Genomic DNA, 23955 nt, shown 5'->3' with positions numbered 1-23955 from the left:
CGCTTCACGAAACCAGCCAAACGGGTCATCCAGAAAAACTATCCCATGACGAAGCTGGAACTGGATGAGTCCCGACGCAAGTGGAAGTGGGGGCGTTACGGGATTGGAAAATACGTGTACACCGACGATGAGCAGGAGGACATCAAGAGGGAGCTGGGGAGGTACCTGGAGGAACATTTTCCCACGGCAAAACTGGAATACTTCACTTAACGGAGACCGGTGCACAGTGATAAAGCTCTGAAAAGGGATGAGAGGGAGGATTTCGGTCAAAAGAACCCCGTGTTACATAGATGTTGGTCATCCAACCGCTGGAGAAAAAATCAGGAGTAGCGTAAATAAACGCCTTCAACCCTTGATAGGAGAGGGGAGAGGGCGGTTTTTGTCAGGATGGATTATGCATTTCACATAAATAACGGTCTGTACAAAAGTCTGAACAATGGGAGCAACGGGAAATCGACGCGGCTGACAGCAGGTGTACGCAGTCGTACCTTCCACCGGGCAAACCGCTAGGGTTACGGTCGGTTTGCCCGGTGGAAAGTAACGTTATAGTGCATCACAAGCAAACTGCTCGTTAGTTAGGTTTCTTAACCCCATCGGAAGTTCAATCGCCGCAATCTAAGCAAAGCAGGGTTGCGGTGTTTTTTATGAGGAATGAGGTAACAGGATCTGTGTTATGTAACGTTAAATGCGCTTCACAAGCGAAACAGACTGTATATTGTATTCACTCTGGAAAAGGGTATGAAGACGCAAAATTACCCATGTAAGCCACAGGGAATTTTACGTATAGGGAAATGCGAAAGGGATATAAATTTCGCGGTATACACCCACAATATGCACCTGCATGGTTTTGGTTCCTTGTTCCAAAACAGCCCGTGCTATTTACACGGGCTGGGAAACAGGGTAAGTCATACAAGGAGGTGTAAGTAAACCGACGCTTGGGCGTGGTGACCGTACGGCGACACAGCAAATAAGCGGAGCTGCGGTTATTTTATTCTTATGCCCCAATAGCCTAAGGAAGGGCATTTACTGCCACATGTAACGATGTAGAGGCATTATTCCGGGATATTGTGGATAAGTTCCGTAATATGGTGGATATGTTACAGGGATGCGTGGATACGGAGGATAGACTCCGGCAGGAGGTTTCTTACATCCACACTTACGGCCACACTTACGTCCACACCCGCAGTCTGACGTTTTGCTTGACATTTTAGTCCTCCTTTGGGGTAGAAGCCGACATTAATGTATTCAATGGGTATTTGTTTTGTTACTCAACCCTAGGGGACGGTTTTTCCTGTCTGTTGGCTATGTTCACATCAGGCGTTTCGTAAGTTCTCATCGAAGAGCTTTCGTAACGGCTCGAGCTCTCGTAACGGCCATAACCATACGGATCATGATAGTAGGGGTGATGGTAACCATAATGACAATGCTTCAGCATCTATTGTGCCACAGTGCCAGCAACCAATAGACTGTATACGATATACAGAGCAAATTTTAGACCCTAGGGGATCGCAACAGTATGTAACCTCCTAGGGTTTTACTTTTTATGGAATCTAAATTACCACAGATTCGCTGGTACTACCAATACCTTGAAAAGTAAAGGGTCCGGGCTTCATGTTTCCAGCTCGCGCTATGCGGACATCGTCTTCAAATGCGCCTCAAGGCAGTCAAAGGTCTGTTCGTTCCCCTCAACGGCATACGTCTTAACCTTGTCGAATTCAGCAGCACTCTCGAAGAGCATACGAAAGGTGAGCCTGGTCTTGTCATCAAGTTCCTCGAAGGTTGCCGTCACCTGAAATTTTGGGCCCGAAACATGCTGGAAAACGATCCGCTCAGGTTTCACGATCTCGACAAAGACGCTCTTGTTTTTATAATCGACGCCATCGGGACCATGCATGATGAACTGCCAAGTGCCACCCGGCCTCAAGTCAAACTCCTGGAAAGTATTTGTAAAGCCCTTCGGCCCCCACCACTGCGCTAAGTGCACAGGTGATGTCCAAGCCTTAAAAACGAGATCGCGTGGCGCATCGAAGATGCGCGTGGTTACCAACTCGTATTCGCCTGCGTTCCTTGAGTTGTTTTCGGCCATTTATATTCCTCCTAATTAAAATATTTAATTAATTGAAACTAAACTAATAAAGTTTGATAGTACCGCAGTACTCCGCGCGGCAGGGCTATTTCTTGTGGTCATGTTTCACTTCCTTTCCTTGAAGTTCGTGTAGATAATCGTTCAATCGATTGAATCTTTCTTCCCAGATGCGGAGGTAGGACTCTAACCAGGCATCTAGCTCTTTAAACGGCTGGGGCCAACGTGAACCTTTCAGTTCATCCGGCTCTTCAGTGTTTTGTTCCGTGACGCAGGAAGGATCGGATGACCTCGTTCCCTATCTCACCCTGACTTACCCAGACAGGTTACTGTATTTGTTAAGAAAATTAACTCGTAAAAAACTCCTCTTAGGATGAGGAGTGTTCTTCAGCTACTTGTAATCATTAGGAGAGTATTTGTCCATAAGCCAGCCCACAGTTGAGGACAGTTTCTACCTTCCTCTTGCACAAATATTGAAGGGACATTGCTATTTTCGCAACAGACGCTGTGAAAGAATTCAAAGACTTAGAGAAGAAATACTATTTTCTTAATGTCCTTTTTACCCATTATGAAAGTTAACGTTAGCATCGACGAAAGGGTTAATCGCTTTTTCTCGATCAGCTATTCTGTCCTTATCCGGAGAGTGTTCAAAAATTTGTTCGAAATAATGAACAGCACCTACTGAAACGAGTTGATGAATAGTCCAAAATAATTGGCTGGCGTGCGAACCACTCCAATTTTCAGGTCTTAAATCATTAGGTAATACAGGATCGATGAACAAGAATTTTCTATATTCATGGACCAATGCCGTTCGGATTTTAAAACATTCTCTGTCACTAATGGTACCTTTCCAGACTTGCTCTTTTAATTTCTCGTATTCGGGTTTGTAATAATCGATGAATTGGTCATATTTCTTTGCTATTTCAGGTATATCCCATCCTCGGGAAACAATTTCGTTGTTATCGAATGTGAGAATCGAGTTGGTTTGGAAAAAGAGAACGTACGGTTCGAGTTTATATGTTTTAATTAATTCCATAACTTTTTCTTCGAGTGGATTTGGGCTGACCCAGATACTGTTTAGAATTAAACCAAAACCTAACCACGTTAACTCTTTTCTAAACTGGTTTCTCAATTCACGTTTTTCTTCCGGAATTGAATAAGTTAGCACTCTCCATAATTGATCCCATTTATGATTACTTATCGTGTAAACGCGCTTTACACCATCTGCGATGTTCCGTTTTCCTAGTTCAGTTAGAGAATAAAAGCTCCGATTGCCCACTCTTCGAACCTGTAGTAAACCTTGGTTAACCATACGAAGAGTAGCTCCTCTAACCGATTGTTCAGAGATGCCAAATTCGTTCATTAAGCGGATTAGGCTACCGATCCATATTTCACCTCCATAATATTGGATGTATTCGCCGTATAGTGTAAACATCAGTGATCTGGGTTTCATTGTGATAACTCCTTATTCATATATCCTAGAAGAATTTAGCCTTTAATAGAGTTTATTTTAAAGGTCGAGTCTTAGCCACACTTATACGGTTAGCCAAGGGTTTGTCTGCTTATTCTCCTCTGTTTGGTCTTTTTTAAGTATATCTTTCACTTCCTCGGGGATTAAAACAGCAGATATCTTACCATCAACTTTTTTTACCCAACCGCGGATTTCGTAACCATATCCTGACCGTGTATCACCTCGAAAAACTTCGTGTTTTAACCGAATAGTTTTTCGGTTGATTTCATCAATGGTTGTTCGAATGGTAATGATATTATCATAATAAAGGGGTTTTTCAAAAGTACATCCTGCATCCAAAAGGGGAAGGATGATGTTTTTTTCTTCCTCAAGCTTCAAGGGAGAGAGACCGATGCTCCTAAAGAACTGGTGGCCAGCCATATCAAACCACTTAAAATAATTCGGGTACCAGACAATTCCTGCCTTATCGGTGTCTCCCCAGTTGATACGGACCTGAAACTCGTTCTTCCTCACTGTAACTTCACCCCCGTTTGTTTTCGTTTTGTCCAAAATCCCCGCGGATCAATCGAACGTAGGACGTCTAATTCTTCTTTTGTTGGCGGTGGGGTAGAAGAGACATTAGGAGAGATTTGAATATCCCAACCGGTGTGATCCTTCACTTTATCTTCAGAAACTCCTGGGTGAATAGATTGGATGTGTAATTCCTTGGTCTCGTCATCGGGCTTTAGGATCGCCAGGTTGGTAATTAGAGATGACGTACCGCCTCGCGGGAGTCCCGAATGTTTCCTCCAGTTCTGACCGGATCCAAATCCGGGCGAAGTAATATAGTCTACTTTATCCACCAGTCTTCTTTTTTCATGGGACATAATTACTAATAACCGTTTAGATAAGCAGGCGATATCCGCCGCCCCTCCGCTTCCCGGCAATTTCACGGTGGGTTGGTTTATATCCCCAAGGTAGGAGGTATTCACATTTCCGTACTTATCGATTTGCGCCCCGCCGATGAACCCGATATCGATCAAGCCCTGTTGCATAAGAAACATAAGGTGGTTGGTAGAGGTGCACCAGGAGGCTCCTGCGATGTTAGGAGGATCCCCCATGGTATATAACAATTCCTCCGAGGGTTCATCCCGTACAATGCCACATTCAAAAAAACCGACGGCATTGGGAGCATGGAGTTTTTTAGCTACTCCAAAAGCTAACATGGGAAGGCGCATACCGACAAAGACTACTTCATGGTTTTGAATCTCCCGCGCTGCAGCGACAACCATTAATTCTTCCGTTGTATATTCCAAGGGTGACTTCCCCCTTCCTTATTGAAAAGCGTAATTGATTTCCGGGGCTGTGATCCTCTGTTTCACTCTTAGCTGTTCCACTCGTTCGCCTAAGAGCCGGATATAATCTTCGTGGCTGGATGGGGTGAGTACCCATTTATGTAACCAGTCTTGAAAACCGGCCTCCTGTTTGGTTACTTGGTGATATTCATGGAAGAAGTCGTGGTCCCGTTTGTAATAACCTTGCATGGGGGAAGGATGGGAAAATGCTGGACAATGGACCACGGCGGTTACTTTAAAGCTAGGAAGGAGCACTCGGTTGGGATCGCTGCTAATGGTCTCTTTTGAAACGATCTCCTCGGCTAACAGGATCACTTTTTTACTCGCCAGCGCCGCATCCTGCGACAGGCCCAAATTACCCCAAAAGTGACAGCCCCCATCTTCATCGGCACGCTGGACTCCTAGGATTGCTACGTCGGGGTTAAGCGAGGGAACATAGACGAATCGTTCATCCCCAAAGGGCGATTTCTCAACTTTGAAGCGGGGGTTACTTCTTAATAAGTCGGTTCCTAGCAAGGTTTTGGTTGGCAAGAAAGGAATCCCCATGGAACCGGCCAACAAAGCCAAACCTAAGGTAAAATTACTGTGGTCCTCCACCTGCACCCGATGGGGGATGCCTTTTTCCAGTGACCTTCGATAATTGTGACCGAGACCAGCACTGACGTTACCAGACCATGCAGCGGTTATTTTGAGAACCAGACCCGCCCCGATCAGGATATCAAAAAGAATATCGGAAATGGGTGCGATTAAGTTCAGATTTTTCTTCTGTTGGCGAACCAACTCGTAAGCGGCAGCAAATGGAATCATCGACTCCAGACCGCTTCCCATCACAATGGAATCTCCATCATTCACATATTGAAAAATTGCTTTGTTCAACGTCATCAGTTTAGATTTCTTCATGTTGCACCACCTTGTGGAACTAATCAGATATTTGGTGCTACCGGCATGGAACCGGATCTTAATTTGAAACGCTGGATCTTGCCCGTCGCTGTTTTGGGAAGTTCATCGATAAATTCGATGGATCTCGGGTATTTGTAGCTTGCCAGGTTCTTTTTCACAAACTGTTGCAACTCTTTTTTTAATTCTTCGGACGGTTCATGGCCCGATTTGAGAACAATAAACGCTTTGGGTTTTTCTAACCCTTCTGTATTGGGTATCCCGATGACGGCTACTTCCGAGATCGCATCGTGCTGAAGGATTACATTTTCGATTTCGATGGGGGAGACCCAGATGCCGCCTGCTTTAATCATATCGTCGGAGCGGCCGCAATACCAAAAATAACCGGATTCATCCTGGTAATACTTGTCCCCGGTTTTAAACCACTCTCCGATAAACCGTCTTTTGTTTTCCTCATGCAGGTTCCAGTAGCAGTGGGCTAAACTGTCACCTTTGACGAACAGTTCCCCGACCTCGTTAGGAGGTAACGGTCGGCCCCCGTCGTCTGCGATTTTGACTTCATAACCAGGTACAACTTTTCCAGTGCTGCCTTCCTTGATATCTCCCATCCGGTTTGAGATGAAAATGTGGGTCGCTTCTGAAGAACCGATACCATCGAGAATATCGAGATTATATCGCTGTTTCCATCCCTTCATTGTGGACGGGGGAAGGGGTTCCCCAGCGGAGACACAGATTCGCACGGAAGAAAGATCGTAGGGTTGATCGGTTTTTTCATCCAAATTCAGCATGGACTGATAAAGCGTGGGGACGCCAAAAAAAATCGTCGGTCTGTATTTTTCGATTGTTTGAAACACATTTTCCGGGATAGAACGCCCCGGCATTAAAATGGTGGCCCCCCCACATCCTAGAGGGAAGTAGGCACCGTTTCCCAAACCATAGGCAAAAAATAGTGGCGAAGCGGAAAATGTGAGGTCGTCCTGTGTTATCTCCAGAATGTTTTTTGCGTAGTGCTCGTAAGCATACTCCATGTCATGTTGCAAATGTATGATCCCTTTGGGATTACCGGTGCTTCCGGAGCTGAACAACCAAAAAGCGACGTCATCCGAAGAGGTGTGGGCCGGACTCAACTCGGTTGAGGATTGGTTGGACCACTCTTCATAGTTCACCTCCCCTTCCTCTGTTAGGCCGTCAATGACGATGACGTGATGCAAGTAGACAAACTGCTTTCGCAAGTGGCGAATCTTCGACCAAAGGTCTGAATGGGCAATTATAACTTTGGCTCGACTGTTGTTTAAGTAATATTCATAGTCCTTGGGATGCATCATAGTGTTGACAGGAACGGGAACGGCTCCAATTTTAATCGCGCCGAAAAAAGAAGCTATGAACTCGGGAGAATCATGGCAGAGGATGAGTACCCGGTTTTCCATTTCCACGCCTAAATCTCTTAAACCGTTGCCGGCTCTGTTGACCATTTCCTTAAGATCTTGGTAATTAATTTGACGTTTATGGTAGTAGATGGCCACTTTCTGGCCAAGTCCACGATCAACGTTATCATCGATGAATCGGGTAGCAGCATTGTAAGGTCTCCCGATTCCTCTTACATCCATTTGAACACCCCCTGTTTTGGTGGCGTGGAACCTGTGATAGCGCTTACAATATAAAATTTAGTAAAACCGGCTGTAATTCATATTCCTTACAGCCGGTTTTATTTGTCCTCTTTTCAGTCAGACACCCTTCCATTGCGGTTTCCGTTTTTCCTGGAATGCGCTCAGACCTTCTTTCGCATCCTCGGAGCGGAATAGCAGGTTTTGCAGTTCGCCTTCGTAGCGGATAGCCACATTCAGAGGCATTTCTTTCCCGTTCATAATTGAAAGTTTTATGTTAGAGACGGCGTACGTCGCACTGTTCACGATTTTTTCCGCGTACTGCCGTGTCTTTTCCCGTACCTGGCTTTGGGGGAATACTCGGTTGATTAGTCCGGCATCCAACGCTTCTTTAGGGGTGAGAAGTTGACCCATGATGTTCATGTCCAGGGCTTTCGAATAACCTACCAACCGAGACAAACGCTGAGTGCCACCGGTTCCTGCAAGGACCCCGAGAGTCACTTCGGGAAGACCGATTTTGCCTGCTTCGTCTCCCATAAATCGAAGATCGCAACCCATTGCCAGTTCGAGTCCTCCCCCGACGGTGTGTCCTTCCAGGCAGGCGATATAAATTTGGGGAGAACGGGCGATTTTGTCCAAGGTTTCGTTGCAGAATAAGCAGAACTGGGTTTTGGTGTGAGGGTCGGTAGATTTCAGGAAGTCGACATTAGCTCCTGCGGAAAAGAACTTGGGCGTATCACTGACCAAAATCACCACTTTGATCTCGTGGTCAAAACGAATGTCATCAATCGCGTCATTCAGTTCTCTGTAAAAATCGAGATCATACGTATTCGATTTGTTGATGCTGAAATGGATTTCCGCTATCCCGTTCTCTTTTTGCACCGTTACATACTTGGTACTAGCCGTTGTTGGGGAAGTCATAAAACGTTCCTCCTTAATGTTTTTTAAACTAACGTACTTAATACGTAATATACATATATGGGTTATGTTCATCAATGGTCAGAATATTATATTTAGTGTGATGATTATGCGATTATCGCCGCTATTCTCTCGGTTTCGTACGATTCCTTTATTTTAGGAGAAGGGAAGGAGTACTTAGGACCCAGATGAATTCGCTTTTTAAAAGATCACCCGATACTAAATCGTTTTAACTTGACAGAAAAGACGAGGTTATATATATTCCCTTATAAACACCAACGAAAATAAAACATAATAAAGAGGGAGGTTCAACCATGTCATTATCAGAAAAGAATGTATTGATTGAAAAGGTGCAAAAAGGGTTCGTTGTGGAAACGCTCGGAGACATGAATGAGGAATATCTAAAAGCTTTGAAACAGACTTTGGTAATTGTCGGGGATACAGAACTAATGAGTGTCCCGACATTGCTGACTGTCTATAAAGAAGCCCCCACTCTAAACAGCAAAATCACGGCCCTAGCCATTTTGCAGGACGAGATCGGTCACGCCCATATCGCTTATCGCTTGCTCGCCGATTTAGGAGTTGACACAGAGGAGCTGGTTTACCAACGGAAAGAAAACAAGTGGAAAAATCCCTATGCCTTTGATTTTCCTCTCTCCAACTGGGTGGAATTGGGCGTGTTCAATGCATTCTTTGACCGTGCGGGTTATACCCTTCTAGGCGATGCATTTGAATACACCTCATATGGCCCTTGGAAAAGGGCCTTAGTGAAAGTGGATAAAGAAGAGTTGTTCCACCTTCGAAACGGCGAGATCATTATGAGAAAAGCAATGGAGAAAGAAGAGACGAGAGAGCAATTGAAGCATGCGGTAGAGTGGATGTTTCCGATGGCACTAGAATTTTTTGGTGTAGCTGACGAACTAAAATCTCGCTCCGCCCAGCTTGACTATCGTCTCAAGGGAAAGTCGAATGATGAATTACGTCAGAAGTGGCTTTCAACAGCCGTTCCTTTTTGCGAATCAATCGGACTGAAAGTGCCAGCTCACTATGACAAAGAGAAAAACAAATATGTACTAGACTTTCCGTTTCCCTGCAAGTTTGATGTAAAAAACAAAAAATGGCTCTTTGATCAGCCGGATACCTGGGATAACATGATCGCCCGGTTTAAACAGCGCGGTCCGAAAAACAGAGAATTTGTGAAACGCATCCAACAGGGATATCACTACATGAAAGCCTTGCGAGAAGAGGTGGTTTGAGATGGGTTCTGACTACTTGCAGGAACAGCATTTATGGCAGGCACTGAAAGAGGTGAGCGATCCTGAGTTTCCGCTTAGCATCGTGGATATGGGTTTGATCTACGATGTACAGGTAGAGGGTGGAACTGTCAAAGTTAGAATGACCTTCACGTCAACGGCTTGTGCTTGTATGCAATGGATCGAACAAGATATCCGGGATCGATTGTTGAAAGAACCGGATGTGAAAGAAGTGGAGATCCAAGTAGTTTGGGATCCTCCCTGGACCAGTGATCGGTTGACGAAAGAGGGACGCGAAAAATTAGCGAAAGCGGGGGTAAGCGTGTAATGGAATACGATGTCTTCGCGCGGATCGACCGGGGGGAACGTCTCATGTGTATTGGTTCCGTCACGGCCCCAACAGATAATTTGGCCCGGTTTTATGCAAAGCATGTGTATGACGAAGAAAATTGGGTGGAACTGTGTGTGGTCGCTAGACAGCATATATGCTGGGAACGACTGCCGAAAGGGCTCTACGAAAAAGAGGAGGTTGGGGTGTAGTGGGACATCAGCTGGGGTTTCCATTGTTCCTGGAATTAGCTGAGTCGATAGCCGATAATAAGTTCGTTTTAGGAGATCGTCTTGTAGAAGTCGGATTCAGCGGTCCCACCCTGGAAGCGGCACTCTCAGCTATTGCAATGGCGCAAGGGGAATTGGGGCATGCGAGAACTTTGTATAACTGGACATCGAAACTGCAGGGAAAACCCATTCGGGACGTACGTAGTCAAACGGGAAAAGCGTTAAACAGCCTAGTAAAAATCGATAACTGGTTGGAATTGATTGCAAGTCTTTATACGGTAAATATCGCCCACGATCTTCTGCTGAATTCGGTTCTGAAGGCTCGGCCCGATGAAGCGGCGGCTTCGATCCGTAAATTGGTAGAAGAGCAAAAAGAGCATATGGTCTATTCCCGGGAATGGGTACAGCAGTTGTTGCAGGATGAAGGAGCAATTCCGGGTAAATTCTTGCAGGCTTTGTCCCAGGTGAGAGGTGAAGTGACGGATTGGCTTCGAGAGATCGATTGCACCCATGAACTGGTGGAAGTGAATTATTTAAAAGATACGGGGTTAGAGGAGAAATTCAACAAGGAGGTCAACCTCTGCTTGGGGGAACAAGGAGCTGCATCCCATGTCGGATGACCGTTCAAGCAAACCAGAATGTCCCTTCTGTCGTTCTATAGATGTTTCTCTGTATTCCCCGTTCGGGACAGCCCAACTGGTTCGCCAATACTACTGCCAATCCTGTCGCAGTGTGTTTGAAGCAGTGAAGTGGAAAAAACGGGACCGGGAAGGAACCGGTTACTCTTAATAAGTGATAAATCTCATTGATGGACGGTGAGTGGGTAAAAGATTCAGATTTGCCCCAGGGGAACCAGGAGCTGATGGATACCACACTGGGTTGGCGGTTTGTCAACCCGTGGCAGTCATAAAAGGAGGGTCTTCGATGTTAAAAGAAAAAGTGGCACTGCTCAAAGACGAATACAAGCTGTTGATTAACGGGGAACATGTGGATAGCTTATCTGGCGAAACCTTCAATACCTATAATCCTGCCACGGGAGAAATCCTGACCCAAGTGGCCAAGGCGACGCGGCAAGATGTCGACAAAGCGGTTGAAGCAGCACAGAAGGCCCTGGATGAGGGGAAATGGGCTCGCTGGCCGGCGGTCCGCCGGGGTCAGGTCCTGAATCGGATCGCGTCGATCATGCGAGAACGATTCGATGATCTTGTTAAGCTGGAAGTGGTCAACAGTGGGAAAGCTCTGTCTGCGGCGAAGGGCCAAGTGATGCAGGCAATCGAGGATTTTGAGATGTACGCCGGTGCAGTCTACACCTTGTCTGGGAGCACCAAGCCAGTACCGAAAGGTTTTTTCCACTACACAAAAAAAGAACCGGTTGGTGTATGCGCTCAGATCGTGCCATGGAATTATCCCCTCATGATGGCGGCATGGAAGCTGGCGCCGGCCCTGGCAGCGGGATGCACTATCATTTTGAAACCGGCCTCCCTAACTCCCATCACCGCATTAACCTTGGCGGATATCTGCCTTGAAGCGGGTGTCCCCGCCGGTGTGGTCAATGTGATCACTGGAAGCGGAGCCGATATCGGTTCTTACCTGGTGGAACACCCCGGAGTGGATAAAGTGGCTTTCACCGGGGAGACGACGACCGGGAAGGATATCATGGCCAAGGCTTCCGAAACTCTAAAGCGCGTCACCCTGGAACTTGGCGGAAAATCCCCTAATATTGTGTTTGAAGATGCCGATTTGGAAAGCGCAGTAGTCGGCTCGGTATTCGGGATCTACTACAACACTGGTCAATCTTGTGAAGCCCGCTCCCGCCTATTTGTTCACGAATCCATCTACGAAGAGTTCGTGGAAAAGTTCATAGAAAAAACAAAACAGCTGAAGTTGGGTGACCCCCTGAGTCCGGAAACCCATGTGGGAGCGATCATTTCGGCTGGTCAGCTAGATACGATTCACTCATACGTCGAGCTGGCAAAAGAGGAGGGGGCCCAGGTGGCCCTTGGAGGTCAGCGCCCGAAGGGTGCAGAATTTGAAAACGGCTATTGGTATCAGCCAACGGTGATTGTGGATGCAACCAATGATATGCGAGTAGCCCGGGAAGAGATCTTTGGTCCAGTTGTAGTGATTATAAAATTTAGCGACGAAAAAGAGGTCGTCCACCAGGCCAACGATTCCATCTATGGACTGGCTGCAGCGGTCTGGACACAGAACCATAGCCGGGCACACCGCATCACCGAACAGTTGAAAGCTGGAATCATAATGGTGAACAACCCGATCTCGACATTCCCGGGTCTTCCTTTTGGAGGGTATAAACAGTCTGGGTTTGGTCGCGAACTGGCCATCGAATCCCTCGACTTATATACAGAAACTAAGAGTGTGGTCTCTTATGTCGGTTCTAAATCGATAAATCCCTTCGGAATTTGATCAAACCGGACAATAATCAGTTATATAAAGAATGAACCATGGAAAAAGGGGGTAGGGGGGCTATCTCCTTCTTTCCATGGTTCATTTTGTTGAAAGCCGTCTGAAACGTAACATGGAAGGATTTTTGTGAAAAACAAGAAAAACCGCTCCAAACCCTGGTATAGCAGGCGAGGGCGGTTTTTGTATAAGGATTTATAACGCAACAAGATCGACGAAAGGTGAGGTCGTAACAAAACGAGGGAAATGTCGGGGAGGGAATGTATTCCCCAGGTTTTTTAGTTGACGATGAAAGAGAGATATGTTACATTTTTTTGAAATATAATTTTTAAAAAATACCGAATACTCGTAAATTTTTTATCGACAATCGACCCAAATAAATGAAAGGAGCTGATCAAAATGGTGGAATGAATCGGGGTAGACTTCATTATTCGGGGAGATGCCTCCAGACCTTGAGCACACTTTCAAAGCTTAGGAGGAGGATCACTGAGCATAGAATTGGTCACAAACATCGTGCTTCTGATCATGTTCGACATTGGCTCGGTCTTGCCGGTCAACCTCGGCCTCATACCATGGGTCATGTTTGGTCTGTGCACCATGCTCACCAGTGTTGGGACGTTAGGTCCTGCTGCTGCTGCGATCCTCGCCCCAATCGCGTTACGGTTTGCTACTAAGTTTTCTGTTTACAAAAAGAAAACTGCATTTATGTAAGCAAATTCAAAATTAGAAGTGAGGAGATGTGTCGATGAGTGGAAAATACCGTTATGTCATTATGACGATGATTGTGTTGATGACGATCATCAACTATGTTGACCGAGGCGCGATTTCTTATGCTCAAGCTTCCATTATCAAAGAATTTGGTTTGAACCCTAAGACTTGGGGAGAAATATTAGGGTATTTTGGGTACGGTTATATGTTCGGAGCCCTGTTTGGGGGTGCCCTTGCCGATAAAAAAGGACCTAAATTTGTTTGGTTGTTGGCGGGAACGGCTTGGTCTCTTTTTGAAATGGGAACGGCTTTTGCTGGCAATATCGGGTTAGCTCTTTTTGGTGGATCTGCTTTAGCGGGATTTGCATTGTTTCGTGTTCTATTTGGATTTGCTGAAGGCCCGTTGTTCTCTACCATCAATCGCACGAATGCAAACTGGGCAGCGCCAAAAGAAAGAGGATTCGTCACTTCTGTTGGGCTTTTGGGAACGCCCCTAGGAGCAATGTTAACCGCGCCAATCGCTGTTCTATTGTTATCGTTTGTGGATTGGAGGATGATGTTTATCATCCTAGGGTTCCTTGGTTTGATCTGGGTTGTGGTTTGGGCAAAGATGTTTACGAATCGTCCTGAAGACCACCCAAAGGTCTCGAAAGAAGAAATAGCGGAGATTCGAACCACCCAGGGCTTGTTGAAAACCGAAACCACCTTGGTGGAGGCTGAACAGGTTCACGTTCCCTGGTATTACTTTTTTAAAAATACTACGCTGGTCCTGAATGCAATCGGATATTTTTCTTTTCAATACGTCAACTTTTTGATTCTAACCTGGACTCCTAAATATTTGCAAGATACGTTTCATTTTGAGTTGGCATCTCTTTGGTATCTGGGGATGATCCCTTGGATCGGTGCTTGCTTTACCGGTCTGCTGGGCGGTAAGATTTCAGATGCCCTTCGCCGTAAAACAGGAAGTCTTCGAATCGCACGATCCGGTTTGGCTGTAGGCTCTTTGATGCTGACAGCTCTTTGCTTTATGTTAATCCCGACTGTGAACAGTGTGGGAGCAGTCCTTGCTCTCATGGCGATTGGAAATGCCTTTAACTTTTTGCCCAATTCCGTTTATTGGACGGTTATCATTGATACAGAACCATCAAAGGCGGGAACATTTGGTGGAGTCACTCACTTTATCACCAATATCGCAACAATTGTTGCTCCGACTTTAACGGGAGTCCTCGTAGCGAGCAGCGGATATACAGCCATGTTCGTTGCGGCTTCCGTTGCAGCTGGGATCGGGATGCTGGCCATGTTGTTTGTTAAACCTGGTAGATTCAAACAATTCACACAAAGGGAAATAGGAATCTGATTTTATATCGGGAGGAAGATCCATGTGTCATGCTTTGAACTGTTAGAGTTAAACATTACTGCCCTCTCAGCAAAAATTAAAAACAAACAGGTTTCACCTGTCGAAACTACGCATCAATTATTGACGAGAATCGAGAAATTAAACGAAAAAGATTCTCTTTATATTAAAGAGGAGAGGGCGGTTTTTCGTACCCCTAAAAAGCAAGTTTGGTATTATATGATTTAACAAATACATTCCATTCTGAGAAAGCCGCCGTTTTGGGCGGCTTTCTTCGTTTTTAACCCCTTGGTACGAACATAGCCTAACATACGCTAAAACGGTAAGATCCGATATACTAATCGTTGGTGCATATGACAAAGAACACGGCGGACGGATTAACTCCCACCGCGTCATGCCAAATTCTTAATGACGACTGAAACCATAGCTGGGGACACTCTTGAGCAGTATCTGGAATATCGTCAACCGGGTGGCCGATATAACAAGGAGAGCCATTACCAATCCCTGCAAATCGCTTGGTTCTTGGATGGTGGGTGGAAAGAGAGAGACTTATTAAAGGAGCGAATTGAATGGATTATAACGGGGATATCATCGGATTTCTCTCGTGTGAGGGAAGTCATCCAGCAAGAGCGAGAGCGACGGTTTGACGAGATGATTGAAAGGGTGCTCCTCTTTACCGAACGGGAGACCAACTTGCGTGAAAAAGTGAGAGCACGCCACCTGTTCTCCCGTTTGACAGAGGTTTCCTCTCAGGAGAACCTGACCGGGAGACAGGAGGAATTATTCCGGATCTGGTATGTGTTGGACTATCTGAACATCCAGGGTACACGAAACCTGGACCGGTTCCTCGCCAAGTACCGTTCCGAGTTGTCCGGAAAGGAGATAGAGCTGGTCGGTTCACTCCTGGCTTCTTATTTTTCCGTGTTCAAACGGAAAGGGGTGGGGGAGAATCCTGTGCTGGAAAGTGTTTCCATGGCTCACCTTCCCATCTGTTGGAGCTGGAAGACGGGTATCTCCCTGATGTGGAGTCTTCCTGTTACTTCCTTCGTCCGGTCAAGGTGGGACTCCATTATGTCTCTTTGGGCCCGGTGGTGCCTGTTACGGAAGAGAGGGTTGCCGGTATGGAAGGTTGGCTGCATCAGGTCCTTCCAACCGATCACCTTGGGGTCCTACCATGGCGGGTGGGGATGCAACATTGGGGAGTTGGGCTGATTCAATTTTTGAGCTGAGGTACTAGCGAAGCTGTCTTTAATCAGAGTGAACCTTGGACAAACCACCCACCTATTATTTTTCCTTGGGAACAGTGACCACATGAGCATGAATCTCTGGGATCCGATCCACTAACCTCGGGAAGTGAAGTAGGTTCCCCGCCATCACCAACGTAAAAAACTATTGGAACAAAGACCCAAAACCATACAGGTGCATAAGCTGTGGACATATGACAAAACTTTATATCTCCTTTCGAAAGATAAACGCAAGTATCCCCGTGTAAACCACGGGGATACTTGCGTCTTCAGAAACTAAAAGCGAAATATGGAGCCACTCTTTTTTGTATACATTCTTACCGGGCCGCCCATCCGACACCAGATGGAGGCCACTACCATCGGCTTTTTTGAGAAAAGGGAGGAATCGGTGGGTGGCCCAGTAACGCCAGAGAAATGGTGGACATGACCACGTCAAATGTAGTGGTCCCTCAATATTCGTGGACAGGATTTGGTACGTCCGGTGCTGGTGCGGTCACTCCGCCCAAGCGGTGTCGATAGCCAACAACAAATGAGGTAATTCCCTGATACCCGTGACGATGGGGATATGGTCTCCTGATGCCGGGTCCATCCTCGAAAAAAAACAACTGGAATTGATGATCATGGGACCCGTCATTGATCCGGATATTCGTGTTTTTGGTTTCGTCAATATAATCCCTCCCTTCAATGCTCAAATTTTCTCTTCCCTATCGGGTGTGGCTTAACGTCTTCATTCCTTTGCGATAATGATCGATTTGTTGGCAGACCCAATGACCTCCTCCTTGGTGTCAAATTTTAGTGGCAACAAGGCCAAATGTTTCTTCCTGCGTGATGGCCATAGAGTGATTTACATCGGTGAGTACGGTTGGTAACCGCGATCTCTGTTGCGGTTTCCCCGGTGACGAGCATTGCCCCCTTAGAAACAGCTGTAAATATTCCTCGATTTCATACTTGAAATCGAGGAATATTTTGTTTATTCTAATTTAAAGGAAAAATCGAAATAGAAATAAAAAAATCAATCGGATATCGTACTCAATCAAAGAAATCATTCCGAAATTATTCGAGGGGGGGTTTTGTGGAGGATATCAAGAACAATTCTTGGTGTCACGAATTGGACGAAATCGATCGTCAAATCGTGATCTTCCTGGAAAAGAACGCCCGGATGCCATTTACGAAAATTGCCGAAAAGTTGGGCGTTTCCGAACGGACCGTCCGCATTCGGGTTGCCCAGATGCAGGAAGACGGAATCTTAAGCTTGGTCGGTGTCGTGAACCCGATCAAAGTCGGCTTAAATGTGCAAACTTTTGTTCATTTATCCGTTCAACCCAACCGCATCGAAGAGGTGGTGTCTCAGCTGAAGGAGATGGAGGAGGTCCGGTGGATTGCCTTGACGACGGGGGAGTATCCGTTGATGTTGGATGTGCTGACCCGAGACTACGATGATCTGTCCGACTTTGTTATGAACAAGCTGAATAAAATCGAGGGGGTAGACCGGACGAACGTTGTTAACGTCTTGAAGAAAATGAAGAGCCGCTTCAATTTTATGCGGTAAAAGGAACGCTTTTTGGAAAGGAGGGGCATCGATGGCGAACTTGATTGTTCGTAGGCTGCTGCAACTTATCCCCCTTCTGCTCGGGATCTCTTTCATCGTCTTTATCTCACTCCATCTCGCGCCCGGGGACCCCGCCAGTATGATCGGGGGGCCGACCGCGACCAAGGAGGATCTCGCATCGATCCGGGAGGACCTCGGGTTGAACGATTCTCTCTTCACGCAATATCTCCGCTATATAGGCGGAGTTTTGCAGGGGGATTTGGGTTATTCGTACCAAACTCAGCAGTCTGTGACGGAAGCGATCATGATTCGTTTCCCCAATACGTTTAACCTCTCTGTCGCCAGTATCATAGTAGCTACGGTAATCGGCGTGGGAGCGGGGATTATATCCGCTATCAAGCAAAACACCTCGTTAGATGTCCTGAGTACGGTCGGGGCGCTAGCGGGGATCTCCATCCCTAATTTCTGGCTGGGAAGCATGCTGATTCTGTTGTTTGCGGTGTATTGGCAATGGTTTCCCGTGGCGGGTATAACATCGCCTCCCTGGACCATGCAGGGGATCAAAGAATTGGCATTGCCTGCTATCACTTTGGGTACGGGTTCGGCCGCCCTGATCGCTCGGATGACGCGCTCGGCCGTTTTGGAGGTGATCCGACAGGACTACATCCGGACAGCGAGAGCGAAGGGTGTTAGGGAAAAGAATGTCATCCTGCTCCACTGCATGCGTAATGCCATGATCCCGGTGATCACCGTCATCGGTTTGAATTTTGGATTCCTTCTCGGCGGGACGATCATTACGGAACAAGTCTTTGCCATCAACGGCGTTGGCAGGCTGCTGATCCAGGCGATCGCGGCACGGGATTACACTATGGTCCAGGGGGCGGTTCTCCTGATCGCGACGCTGTTCGTCCTGGTCAACCTACTGGTCGACATCCTGTACGCTCTGGTCGATCCACGGATCCGTTATGAATGAAGAAGGGGGAATAACATGGCGATGGATACCGCCGTATCAACCGGGGGTGTTCCGGTCGAGGCACCGAGCCCGGAGCAGCCTAAACGACTGGCGTCCACATGGAAACGAGTAATCAAAAACAGGTTGGCGCTCGTCGGGCTCATCATTATCGGCATGCAGGTGATCATGGCTGTTTTCGCGCCGCTGATCACCACCTATGATCCTGCGGTCCTGGATTTATCGGTTAAAGAGTTGCCCCCCGGTTCGAAAGGGCATTGGCTGGGAACCGACGAGTACGGCCGGGACATGTGGAGCCGCATCGTGTACGGTGCCCGCATTTCCCTGGTGATGGGCATCTCGTCGGTGGCATTGGGATTGATCGGGGGGGTGGCCCTAGGGCTCTTGGCGGGCTATTACCGCTGGCTGGACGGGCTGTTGATGCGGGTGGTGGACCTGATGTTTGCCTTTCCGGGGATTTTGTTGGCAATGTTGATTATCGCCATGCTGGGGACAAGCCTGGTCAACGTAGTGATCGCCATCAGTATTTGGTCGATACCCTCCTGTGCCCGCATTGTCAGAGGGAGCGTGCTGTCTCTTAAGAACCGGGAGTTTGTGATGGCCTTGCGTTCCATCGGGGCAAGCGATATCCGTATCATGTTAAAGCATATCCTGCCCAATTGTACGGCACCGATCATCGTTTTCGGAACCATGCGGATGGCGACGGCGATCCTGTCGACTTCCGCTCTCAGCTTCCTCGGTCTCGGCGCGCAGCCGCCGACGCCGGAATGGGGGGCGATGATCGCAGCCGGCCGCGACTTCATGTGGACTTCGCCCCATATGACGGTCATTCCCGGGATCGCCATCATGCTGGTCGTCTTTGCCTTCAATGTGTTGGGTGACGGATTGCGCGACGCGCTGGACCCCAACATGGAAACCCGTTGATCTTATATTAGGAGGGATTTGCCATGAAAAGAAAATGGCAAGGATGGGTCGCCCTTTTTCTTGCTTTGTCTTTGGTTACTGCCGGCTGTACGCCTCCTCCGCCTAATGCCGGCTCAGCCGGTAACCAAACGTTCGTCTATGCTTCGACGGCGGATGTCGTCGGTCTCTCTCCCATCAAAACCAACGATTCTGCGTCGGCCCGTGCCATCGATCAGATCTACGAAACTCTATTTGTCAGAGACCCCGAGACGATGGACATCAAACCAAAACTGGCCCGATCCTATGAAAACCCCGATCCCAATACATGGGTGATCCACCTAAGAAAGGGGATCCAATTCCACGACGGGATCCCTTTTAACGCCGAGGCCGTCAAATACACCTTCGATAAATTCCGCGATCCGAAGACCGCTGCCCCACGCGCCTCGCTGTTAAAACCGATCGACAAAGTGGAAGTAAAAGATCCATACACCGTTGTGATCCGAACGAAAAAGCCTTACGGTCCCATGCTGGCCGCACTGGCCCATTCCAATGCATCCATCGTCAGTCCGATAGCTGACAAGAAAGGCGATCTGATGAAAAAACCGGTGGGGACCGGCCCGTTCAAGTTCAAAAAGTGGGTCCAGGGGGACAAATTAACCTTGGAAGTCAACGAGAACTACTGGGATGGCAAGCCTCAGCTGAAAGAAGTGGAGTTTCGCGTCGTGCCGGAGGTTTCCACCGCAATCTCCCTGTTGGAGACGGGTGAGGTCCATTTGATCGATACGCTGCGGCCCGAGAACCTGGACCGTCTGAAGAACAGCAACAAAGTGAATGTAAAGACGAAGGAAGGGACTCCCGTCACCTATCTTGGTTTTAATATGAAAAAAGGGCCGGGGAAGGATTCGGATTTTCGCCGAGCCGTTGCCCATGCCATCAATCAGGAAGAACTTGTGGACGCCTTAAAAGGGGTGGCCCATCCTTCCAAGGGGATCATCGGACCCAAAGTGTTTGGATACAATCCGGAGATAGAAAAAGCAGGATATGATTACGACGTAAAAAAAGCGAAAGATCTCTTCAATAAAGCGGGAATGGACGGCAAGAGCGTAACGATCATGACAGCCAACACCAAAAATTACCCGAAGCTGGCGGAGTTGGTGCAGGGGCAGCTCGCTAAAGCGGGATTGAAAGCCGATATTCAAACCCTGGAATTCGGAGCTTACCTGGATCGGAATCGCAAGGGTGATTTTGAGATGGTGATCGGCGGATGGACCAACAGCACGGCGGACGGAAGCGAGCTTCTCTATCCCCAGTTGCACTCGGATAATATTGGGGCGACCAACGGTACCCAAACTTCGATACCGGAAGCGGATAAACGGATCAATCAATCCCGGACGACCACGGACAAAGAGAAGCGGCTAAAGGTGCTCCACGAAGCGAATAAACTGCTGGTCAAAGAAGCGCCTTGGGTGCCGCTATGTCACGACTTCATCGTAACGGCTACGACGAAAAACGTCCAAGGGTTGGAAGTCGATGCAACGGGACAGTGGACTCTCAAGAACGTCTCTTTGAAATAAGGTGGGATTTTGATGCAGGATCAGAATTCGGTATTGGAAGTGGAAGGATTGGGAGTCCGGTTCCGAACGGAGGAGGGGGATGTCCCCGCCGTCCAGGGGGCTTCCTTTTCCGTACAGCGGGGAGAAGTGCTCTGTATCGTCGGAGAATCCGGATGCGGCAAAAGTATCACTTCCTTATCCGTGATGGGGTTGTTGCCGGACTCCGCCAAAGCCGAAGGCTCTATCCGTTTTGACGGGAACGATCTACTCGCCATGAGCCAGGAAGAGATTCGGCAGATTCGTGGAAATGAGGTCTCGATGATCTTCCAGGAGCCAATGACCTCGCTGAACCCGGTGTTCACCGTCGGGTTCCAAGTGATGGAACCCCTTGTGATCCATCGGAAGCTGTCGAAAAGAGAAGCTTATGAAGAAGCGGTTCGGTTGCTGGAACAGGTGGGGATCCCCGACCCGCGCAAGCGGATGGAGCAGTACCCCCACGAGCTCTCCGGTGGGATGAGGCAGCGGGTGATGATCGCCATCGCCTTATCCTGCCAACCGAAGCTCCTGATCGCGGACGAACCGACCACGGCCTTGGATGTGACGATCCAGGCCCAGATCCTGGACCTCATCCTGAAATTGAAGGAAGAGACCGGGATGGGTGTGGTCCTCATCACCCATGATATGGGTGTCGTGGCGGAAACGGCAGACCGAGTGGTGGTCATGTACGCGGGCAAGGTCGTGGAGGAAGCCGATGCGGAGACGCTGTTTCAAGATCCGAAGCATCCCTATACAAAAGGGCTGCTTCGGTCGATGCCCAGCGTGGATGACGAAACCTATGCGCTGGAGCCGATTCCCGGTAAGCTGCCTAAGCCGGGGGAAATGCCACAGGGATGTCCCTTTCATCCCCGGTGTGATGATGCGATGGATCGCTGCCGAGTGGAATCGCCCAGAGTATTCACGGTTGGACCAGGTCACACGTCGCGCTGCTGGTTGGGAGAGGAGGAGAAACAAAACCATGCCGGAAAAAGTGTTGGCTAAACTGGAAAACGTCAAAAAATATTACCCGGTACGGCGCGGTCTGCTTAATCGGGTCGCCGGGCAGGTAAAAGCGGTGGACGGGGTGTCCCTCGTTCTCCACAACAGAGAAACCCTGGGTGTGGTCGGCGAGTCCGGGTGCGGGAAATCGACCCTCGGTCGCACGCTGCTCCGGTTGGAGAAACCCACAGAAGGCCGCCTTTATTTTAACGGCACGGATATTTCCTCACTTTCGGCCAGAGCCCTTCAACCCTTCCGGAACAAAATGCAGATGATTTTCCAGGATCCCTTTGCTTCCTTGAACCCCCGCCAACGGATTGGAGATGCTCTCGAGGAGCCGCTTGTGATTCACACTCAGCTGAATCGAGAGGAAAGGCGGGAACGGGTGATGGGGTTACTGGAGGAAGTGGGTCTGAGGAGGGACCATTACGACCGGCTGCCCCATGAGTTCAGTGGGGGACAGCGGCAGCGGATCGGAATTGCCCGCGCGCTGGCTTTAAACCCCTCCCTCATCGTTTGCGACGAACCTGTTTCCGCACTGGACGTTTCTGTCCAGGCGCAGGTCCTGAAACTACTTCAGTCGCTGCAGGAGAAGCATGGGTTGACTTATTTCTTCATTTCTCACGACCTGGGGGTGGTGCGCCATCTGTGTGACCGGGTATTGATCATGTACCTTGGTCAGACGATGGAGTTGGCGCCGGTCAAGGAGTTGTATAAGAACCCGGTCCATCCGTATACGGAAGCGCTCCTGTCAGCGATCCCGCGTCCGGTGCCGGGAAGGAAGCGGGAGAGGATCATCCTTAGCGGCGACTTGCCCAGTCCGGCGAAACCACCAAAGGGGTGCCCCTTCCACACCCGCTGCCCAGAGGCGATGACTGTCTGTAAAGAAATCCGGCCGGAGTGGAAAGAGGTCGCGCCGGGACACCAGGTGGCTTGCCATGTCCGATAAATCCGGTTCGAAGTGGAAGAAGGCGGTTCAGGTCTTTACTGCATTTTTCAAGGTGGGCATCCTTGGTTACGGGGGAGGTCCCTCTTCCATTCCCCTCGTCCACCAAGAGGTTGTGAAAAAGTACCGGTGGATGAATGATGGGGAATTTAGCGATGTGCTCGCTCTGGGCAACGCGTTGCCCGGACCCATTGCCACGAAAATGGCGGGCTATATCGGTTACCGAGTGCTGGGCATAACAGGATGCATCTTGGGAGTGCTGGCGATGGTGCTGCCGACGGTATTGCTGATGGTCCTTTTCCTCAGTTTGCTGTCGGCGTATAAGGCTTCCCCGAAAGTCCAAGGGATGACCGGGGCGGTCACCCCGGTGGTGGGGGTGATGCTGGCGGTGTTGGCCTACTCCTTTTTCAAAAAATCCTGGGAGAAGAAAGAAAAATCTGTAACCGTTACCGTGGGCCTGATCAGTGCTGCGGCAATCGGCCTCCTGGATATTCATCCAGCCGTGATCATCGGGGGTACGCTCTTGTTTGCCCTGTTTTCGAAAGAAAAGAAACCGGTTACCGGGGAGAAAGAAGGTAAAGCGTCGTGATTTATTGGAAGCTGTTTGTTGCCTTTTTTATTCCTGGAATTGTGGGGTACGGCGGAGGCCCCGCTTCTATCCCACTGATCCAGAATGAAGTGGTCAACCGCTACCATTGGATGACGTTGGAACAGTTCGGAGAGATTTTGGCCTTGGGCAACGCCTTGCCAGGTCCCATCGCCACCAAGATGGCGGGGTACATCGGATACGAGGTGGGCGGTTTTCTGGGGGCTATCGTGGCCCTGTTTGCCACCGTGGGTCCTTCGCTCCTGGCGATGATCCTCTTTTTGTCTCTGCTGTACCGTTACCGAAACTCCCCCAAGATCCAGAAGATGACCGCGATGATCCGGCCGGTGGTAGGAATTCTCCTGGCCGTGATTGCCTTTCAGTTTTTCCAAAGTTCTTGGGAGGATATTGGGATACTTCAGACCGTGGTTCTCATCCTAGTCAGTCTGTTGCTGCTGGAAAAGTGGAAGGTCCACCCGGCTTGGGTCATCTCCGGATCCCTCGTTTATGGCGTTCTGTTTTTAGCCTGAATACACGATTTTATATCTCGTAAAATATGGAGGCTGTT

The 23955-nt window shown here is 48.5% G+C and carries 26 protein-coding genes; 19 read left to right on the top strand and 7 right to left on the bottom strand.

Annotation, left to right across the window (positions count from 1 at the left end):
* Positions 1–210 (top strand): spore photoproduct lyase family protein (locus IEW70_RS06275; RefSeq protein ID WP_373285918.1); only part of this gene is annotated, 210 nt, incomplete at its 5' end.
* Positions 211–1627: 1417 nt separating this feature from the next.
* Here the strand turns inward: IEW70_RS06275 and IEW70_RS06270 are convergent.
* The 7 genes from IEW70_RS06270 to IEW70_RS06240 form a co-directional block, all read right to left on the bottom strand.
* Positions 1628–2086: an SRPBCC family protein gene (locus IEW70_RS06270; RefSeq protein ID WP_188647052.1), complete on the bottom strand. Its 459-nt coding sequence runs from the start codon at positions 2084–2086 to the stop codon at positions 1628–1630.
* A gap of 556 nt (positions 2087–2642) precedes the next feature.
* Positions 2643–3536, bottom strand: coding sequence for a phenylacetic acid degradation operon negative regulatory protein PaaX (gene paaX, locus IEW70_RS06265; protein ID WP_188647051.1), 894 nt, complete (start codon positions 3534–3536; stop codon positions 2643–2645).
* 81 nt (positions 3537–3617) lie between these two features.
* Positions 3618–4067 carry an acyl-CoA thioesterase gene (locus tag IEW70_RS06260; protein ID WP_188647050.1) on the bottom strand — a complete coding sequence of 150 codons (450 nt, stop codon included), beginning with the start codon at positions 4065–4067 and terminating at the stop codon, positions 3618–3620.
* On the bottom strand, positions 4064–4849 hold the full coding sequence (locus tag IEW70_RS06255) for a CoA-transferase subunit beta (protein WP_229751847.1): 786 nt from the start codon (positions 4847–4849) through the stop codon (positions 4064–4066). Before IEW70_RS06255 ends, IEW70_RS06260 begins: the two co-directional genes overlap by 4 nt.
* Positions 4850–4867: 18 nt before the next feature.
* On the bottom strand, positions 4868–5788 hold the full coding sequence (locus IEW70_RS06250; RefSeq protein WP_188647049.1) for a CoA transferase subunit A: 921 nt from the start codon (positions 5786–5788) through the stop codon (positions 4868–4870).
* A 23-nt stretch (positions 5789–5811) separates the two neighbouring features.
* On the bottom strand, positions 5812–7392 hold the full coding sequence (locus IEW70_RS06245) for a benzoate-CoA ligase family protein (protein ID WP_188647048.1): 1581 nt from the start codon (positions 7390–7392) through the stop codon (positions 5812–5814).
* Positions 7393–7509: 117 nt separating this feature from the next.
* Entirely contained in the window at positions 7510–8310 is an 801-nt protein-coding gene (locus tag IEW70_RS06240) for an enoyl-CoA hydratase/isomerase family protein (protein ID WP_188647047.1), read from the bottom strand.
* Between the two features lie 311 nt (positions 8311–8621).
* On the opposite strand from IEW70_RS06240, the gene IEW70_RS06235 reads away from it, so the two are divergent.
* From IEW70_RS06235 to IEW70_RS06150, 18 genes are all read left to right on the top strand, one after another.
* Positions 8622–9563: a Phenylacetic acid catabolic protein gene (locus IEW70_RS06235; protein ID WP_188647046.1), complete on the top strand. Its 942-nt coding sequence runs from the start codon at positions 8622–8624 to the stop codon at positions 9561–9563.
* A 1-nt stretch (position 9564) separates the two neighbouring features.
* Positions 9565–9888 carry a metal-sulfur cluster assembly factor gene (locus tag IEW70_RS06230; protein WP_188647045.1) on the top strand — a complete coding sequence of 108 codons (324 nt, stop codon included), beginning with the start codon at positions 9565–9567 and terminating at the stop codon, positions 9886–9888.
* Entirely contained in the window at positions 9888–10100 is a 213-nt protein-coding gene (locus tag IEW70_RS18460) for an adenylyl-sulfate kinase (RefSeq protein ID WP_188647044.1), read from the top strand. The genes IEW70_RS06230 and IEW70_RS18460 overlap by 1 nt, the downstream gene beginning before the upstream one ends.
* Positions 10100–10738, top strand: a complete 639-nt coding sequence (locus tag IEW70_RS06220; RefSeq protein ID WP_229751846.1) for a Phenylacetic acid catabolic protein — start codon at positions 10100–10102, stop codon at positions 10736–10738. Before IEW70_RS18460 ends, IEW70_RS06220 begins: the two co-directional genes overlap by 1 nt.
* Positions 10728–10907 carry a PaaD-like zinc ribbon domain-containing protein gene (locus IEW70_RS06215; protein WP_188647042.1) on the top strand — a complete coding sequence of 60 codons (180 nt, stop codon included), beginning with the start codon at positions 10728–10730 and terminating at the stop codon, positions 10905–10907. The genes IEW70_RS06220 and IEW70_RS06215 overlap by 11 nt, the downstream gene beginning before the upstream one ends.
* A 135-nt stretch (positions 10908–11042) precedes the next feature.
* Positions 11043–12542 (top strand): aldehyde dehydrogenase family protein, encoded by a 1500-nt coding sequence (locus IEW70_RS06210; protein ID WP_188647041.1) that lies wholly within the window; start codon positions 11043–11045, stop codon positions 12540–12542.
* A 522-nt stretch (positions 12543–13064) separates the two neighbouring features.
* Entirely contained in the window at positions 13065–13250 is a 186-nt protein-coding gene (locus IEW70_RS18455; RefSeq protein ID WP_188647083.1) for a hypothetical protein, read from the top strand.
* 34 nt (positions 13251–13284) lie between these two features.
* Complete coding sequence (locus IEW70_RS06200) at positions 13285–14604, top strand: MFS transporter (RefSeq protein WP_188647040.1); 1320 nt, start codon at positions 13285–13287, stop codon at positions 14602–14604.
* 24 nt (positions 14605–14628) lie between these two features.
* A complete protein-coding gene (locus IEW70_RS06195; protein WP_188647039.1) occupies positions 14629–14829 on the top strand; it encodes a hypothetical protein in 201 nt (66 codons plus the stop codon).
* 378 nt (positions 14830–15207) lie between these two features.
* Positions 15208–15813 carry a hypothetical protein gene (locus tag IEW70_RS06190; RefSeq protein ID WP_188647038.1) on the top strand — a complete coding sequence of 202 codons (606 nt, stop codon included), beginning with the start codon at positions 15208–15210 and terminating at the stop codon, positions 15811–15813.
* A 1104-nt stretch (positions 15814–16917) separates the two neighbouring features.
* Positions 16918–17394: an Lrp/AsnC family transcriptional regulator gene (locus IEW70_RS06185; RefSeq protein ID WP_229751845.1), complete on the top strand. Its 477-nt coding sequence runs from the start codon at positions 16918–16920 to the stop codon at positions 17392–17394.
* A gap of 31 nt (positions 17395–17425) precedes the next feature.
* Positions 17426–18367 carry an ABC transporter permease gene (locus tag IEW70_RS06180; protein ID WP_188647037.1) on the top strand — a complete coding sequence of 314 codons (942 nt, stop codon included), beginning with the start codon at positions 17426–17428 and terminating at the stop codon, positions 18365–18367.
* Between the two features lie 15 nt (positions 18368–18382).
* Positions 18383–19288, top strand: coding sequence for an ABC transporter permease (locus tag IEW70_RS06175; protein ID WP_188647036.1), 906 nt, complete (start codon positions 18383–18385; stop codon positions 19286–19288).
* Between the two features lie 23 nt (positions 19289–19311).
* Positions 19312–20841 (top strand): ABC transporter substrate-binding protein, encoded by a 1530-nt coding sequence (locus tag IEW70_RS06170; protein ID WP_188647035.1) that lies wholly within the window; start codon positions 19312–19314, stop codon positions 20839–20841.
* A 12-nt stretch (positions 20842–20853) separates the two neighbouring features.
* A complete protein-coding gene (locus tag IEW70_RS06165) occupies positions 20854–21858 on the top strand; it encodes an ABC transporter ATP-binding protein (protein ID WP_188647034.1) in 1005 nt (334 codons plus the stop codon).
* Positions 21836–22804: an ABC transporter ATP-binding protein gene (locus tag IEW70_RS06160; RefSeq protein ID WP_188647033.1), complete on the top strand. Its 969-nt coding sequence runs from the start codon at positions 21836–21838 to the stop codon at positions 22802–22804. Before IEW70_RS06165 ends, IEW70_RS06160 begins: the two co-directional genes overlap by 23 nt.
* Positions 22794–23390 carry a chromate transporter gene (locus IEW70_RS06155; RefSeq protein ID WP_188647032.1) on the top strand — a complete coding sequence of 199 codons (597 nt, stop codon included), beginning with the start codon at positions 22794–22796 and terminating at the stop codon, positions 23388–23390. Before IEW70_RS06160 ends, IEW70_RS06155 begins: the two co-directional genes overlap by 11 nt.
* Positions 23387–23917 (top strand): chromate transporter, encoded by a 531-nt coding sequence (locus tag IEW70_RS06150; RefSeq protein WP_188647031.1) that lies wholly within the window; start codon positions 23387–23389, stop codon positions 23915–23917. Before IEW70_RS06155 ends, IEW70_RS06150 begins: the two co-directional genes overlap by 4 nt.
* The last annotated feature ends 38 nt before the right edge of the window (positions 23918–23955 follow it).

The organism is Marinithermofilum abyssi (assembly GCF_014641195.1).
Classification (GTDB): Bacteria; Bacillota; Bacilli; order Thermoactinomycetales; family DSM-45169; genus Marinithermofilum; species Marinithermofilum abyssi.
This window is presented reverse-complemented; position numbering and strand designations above follow the sequence as displayed.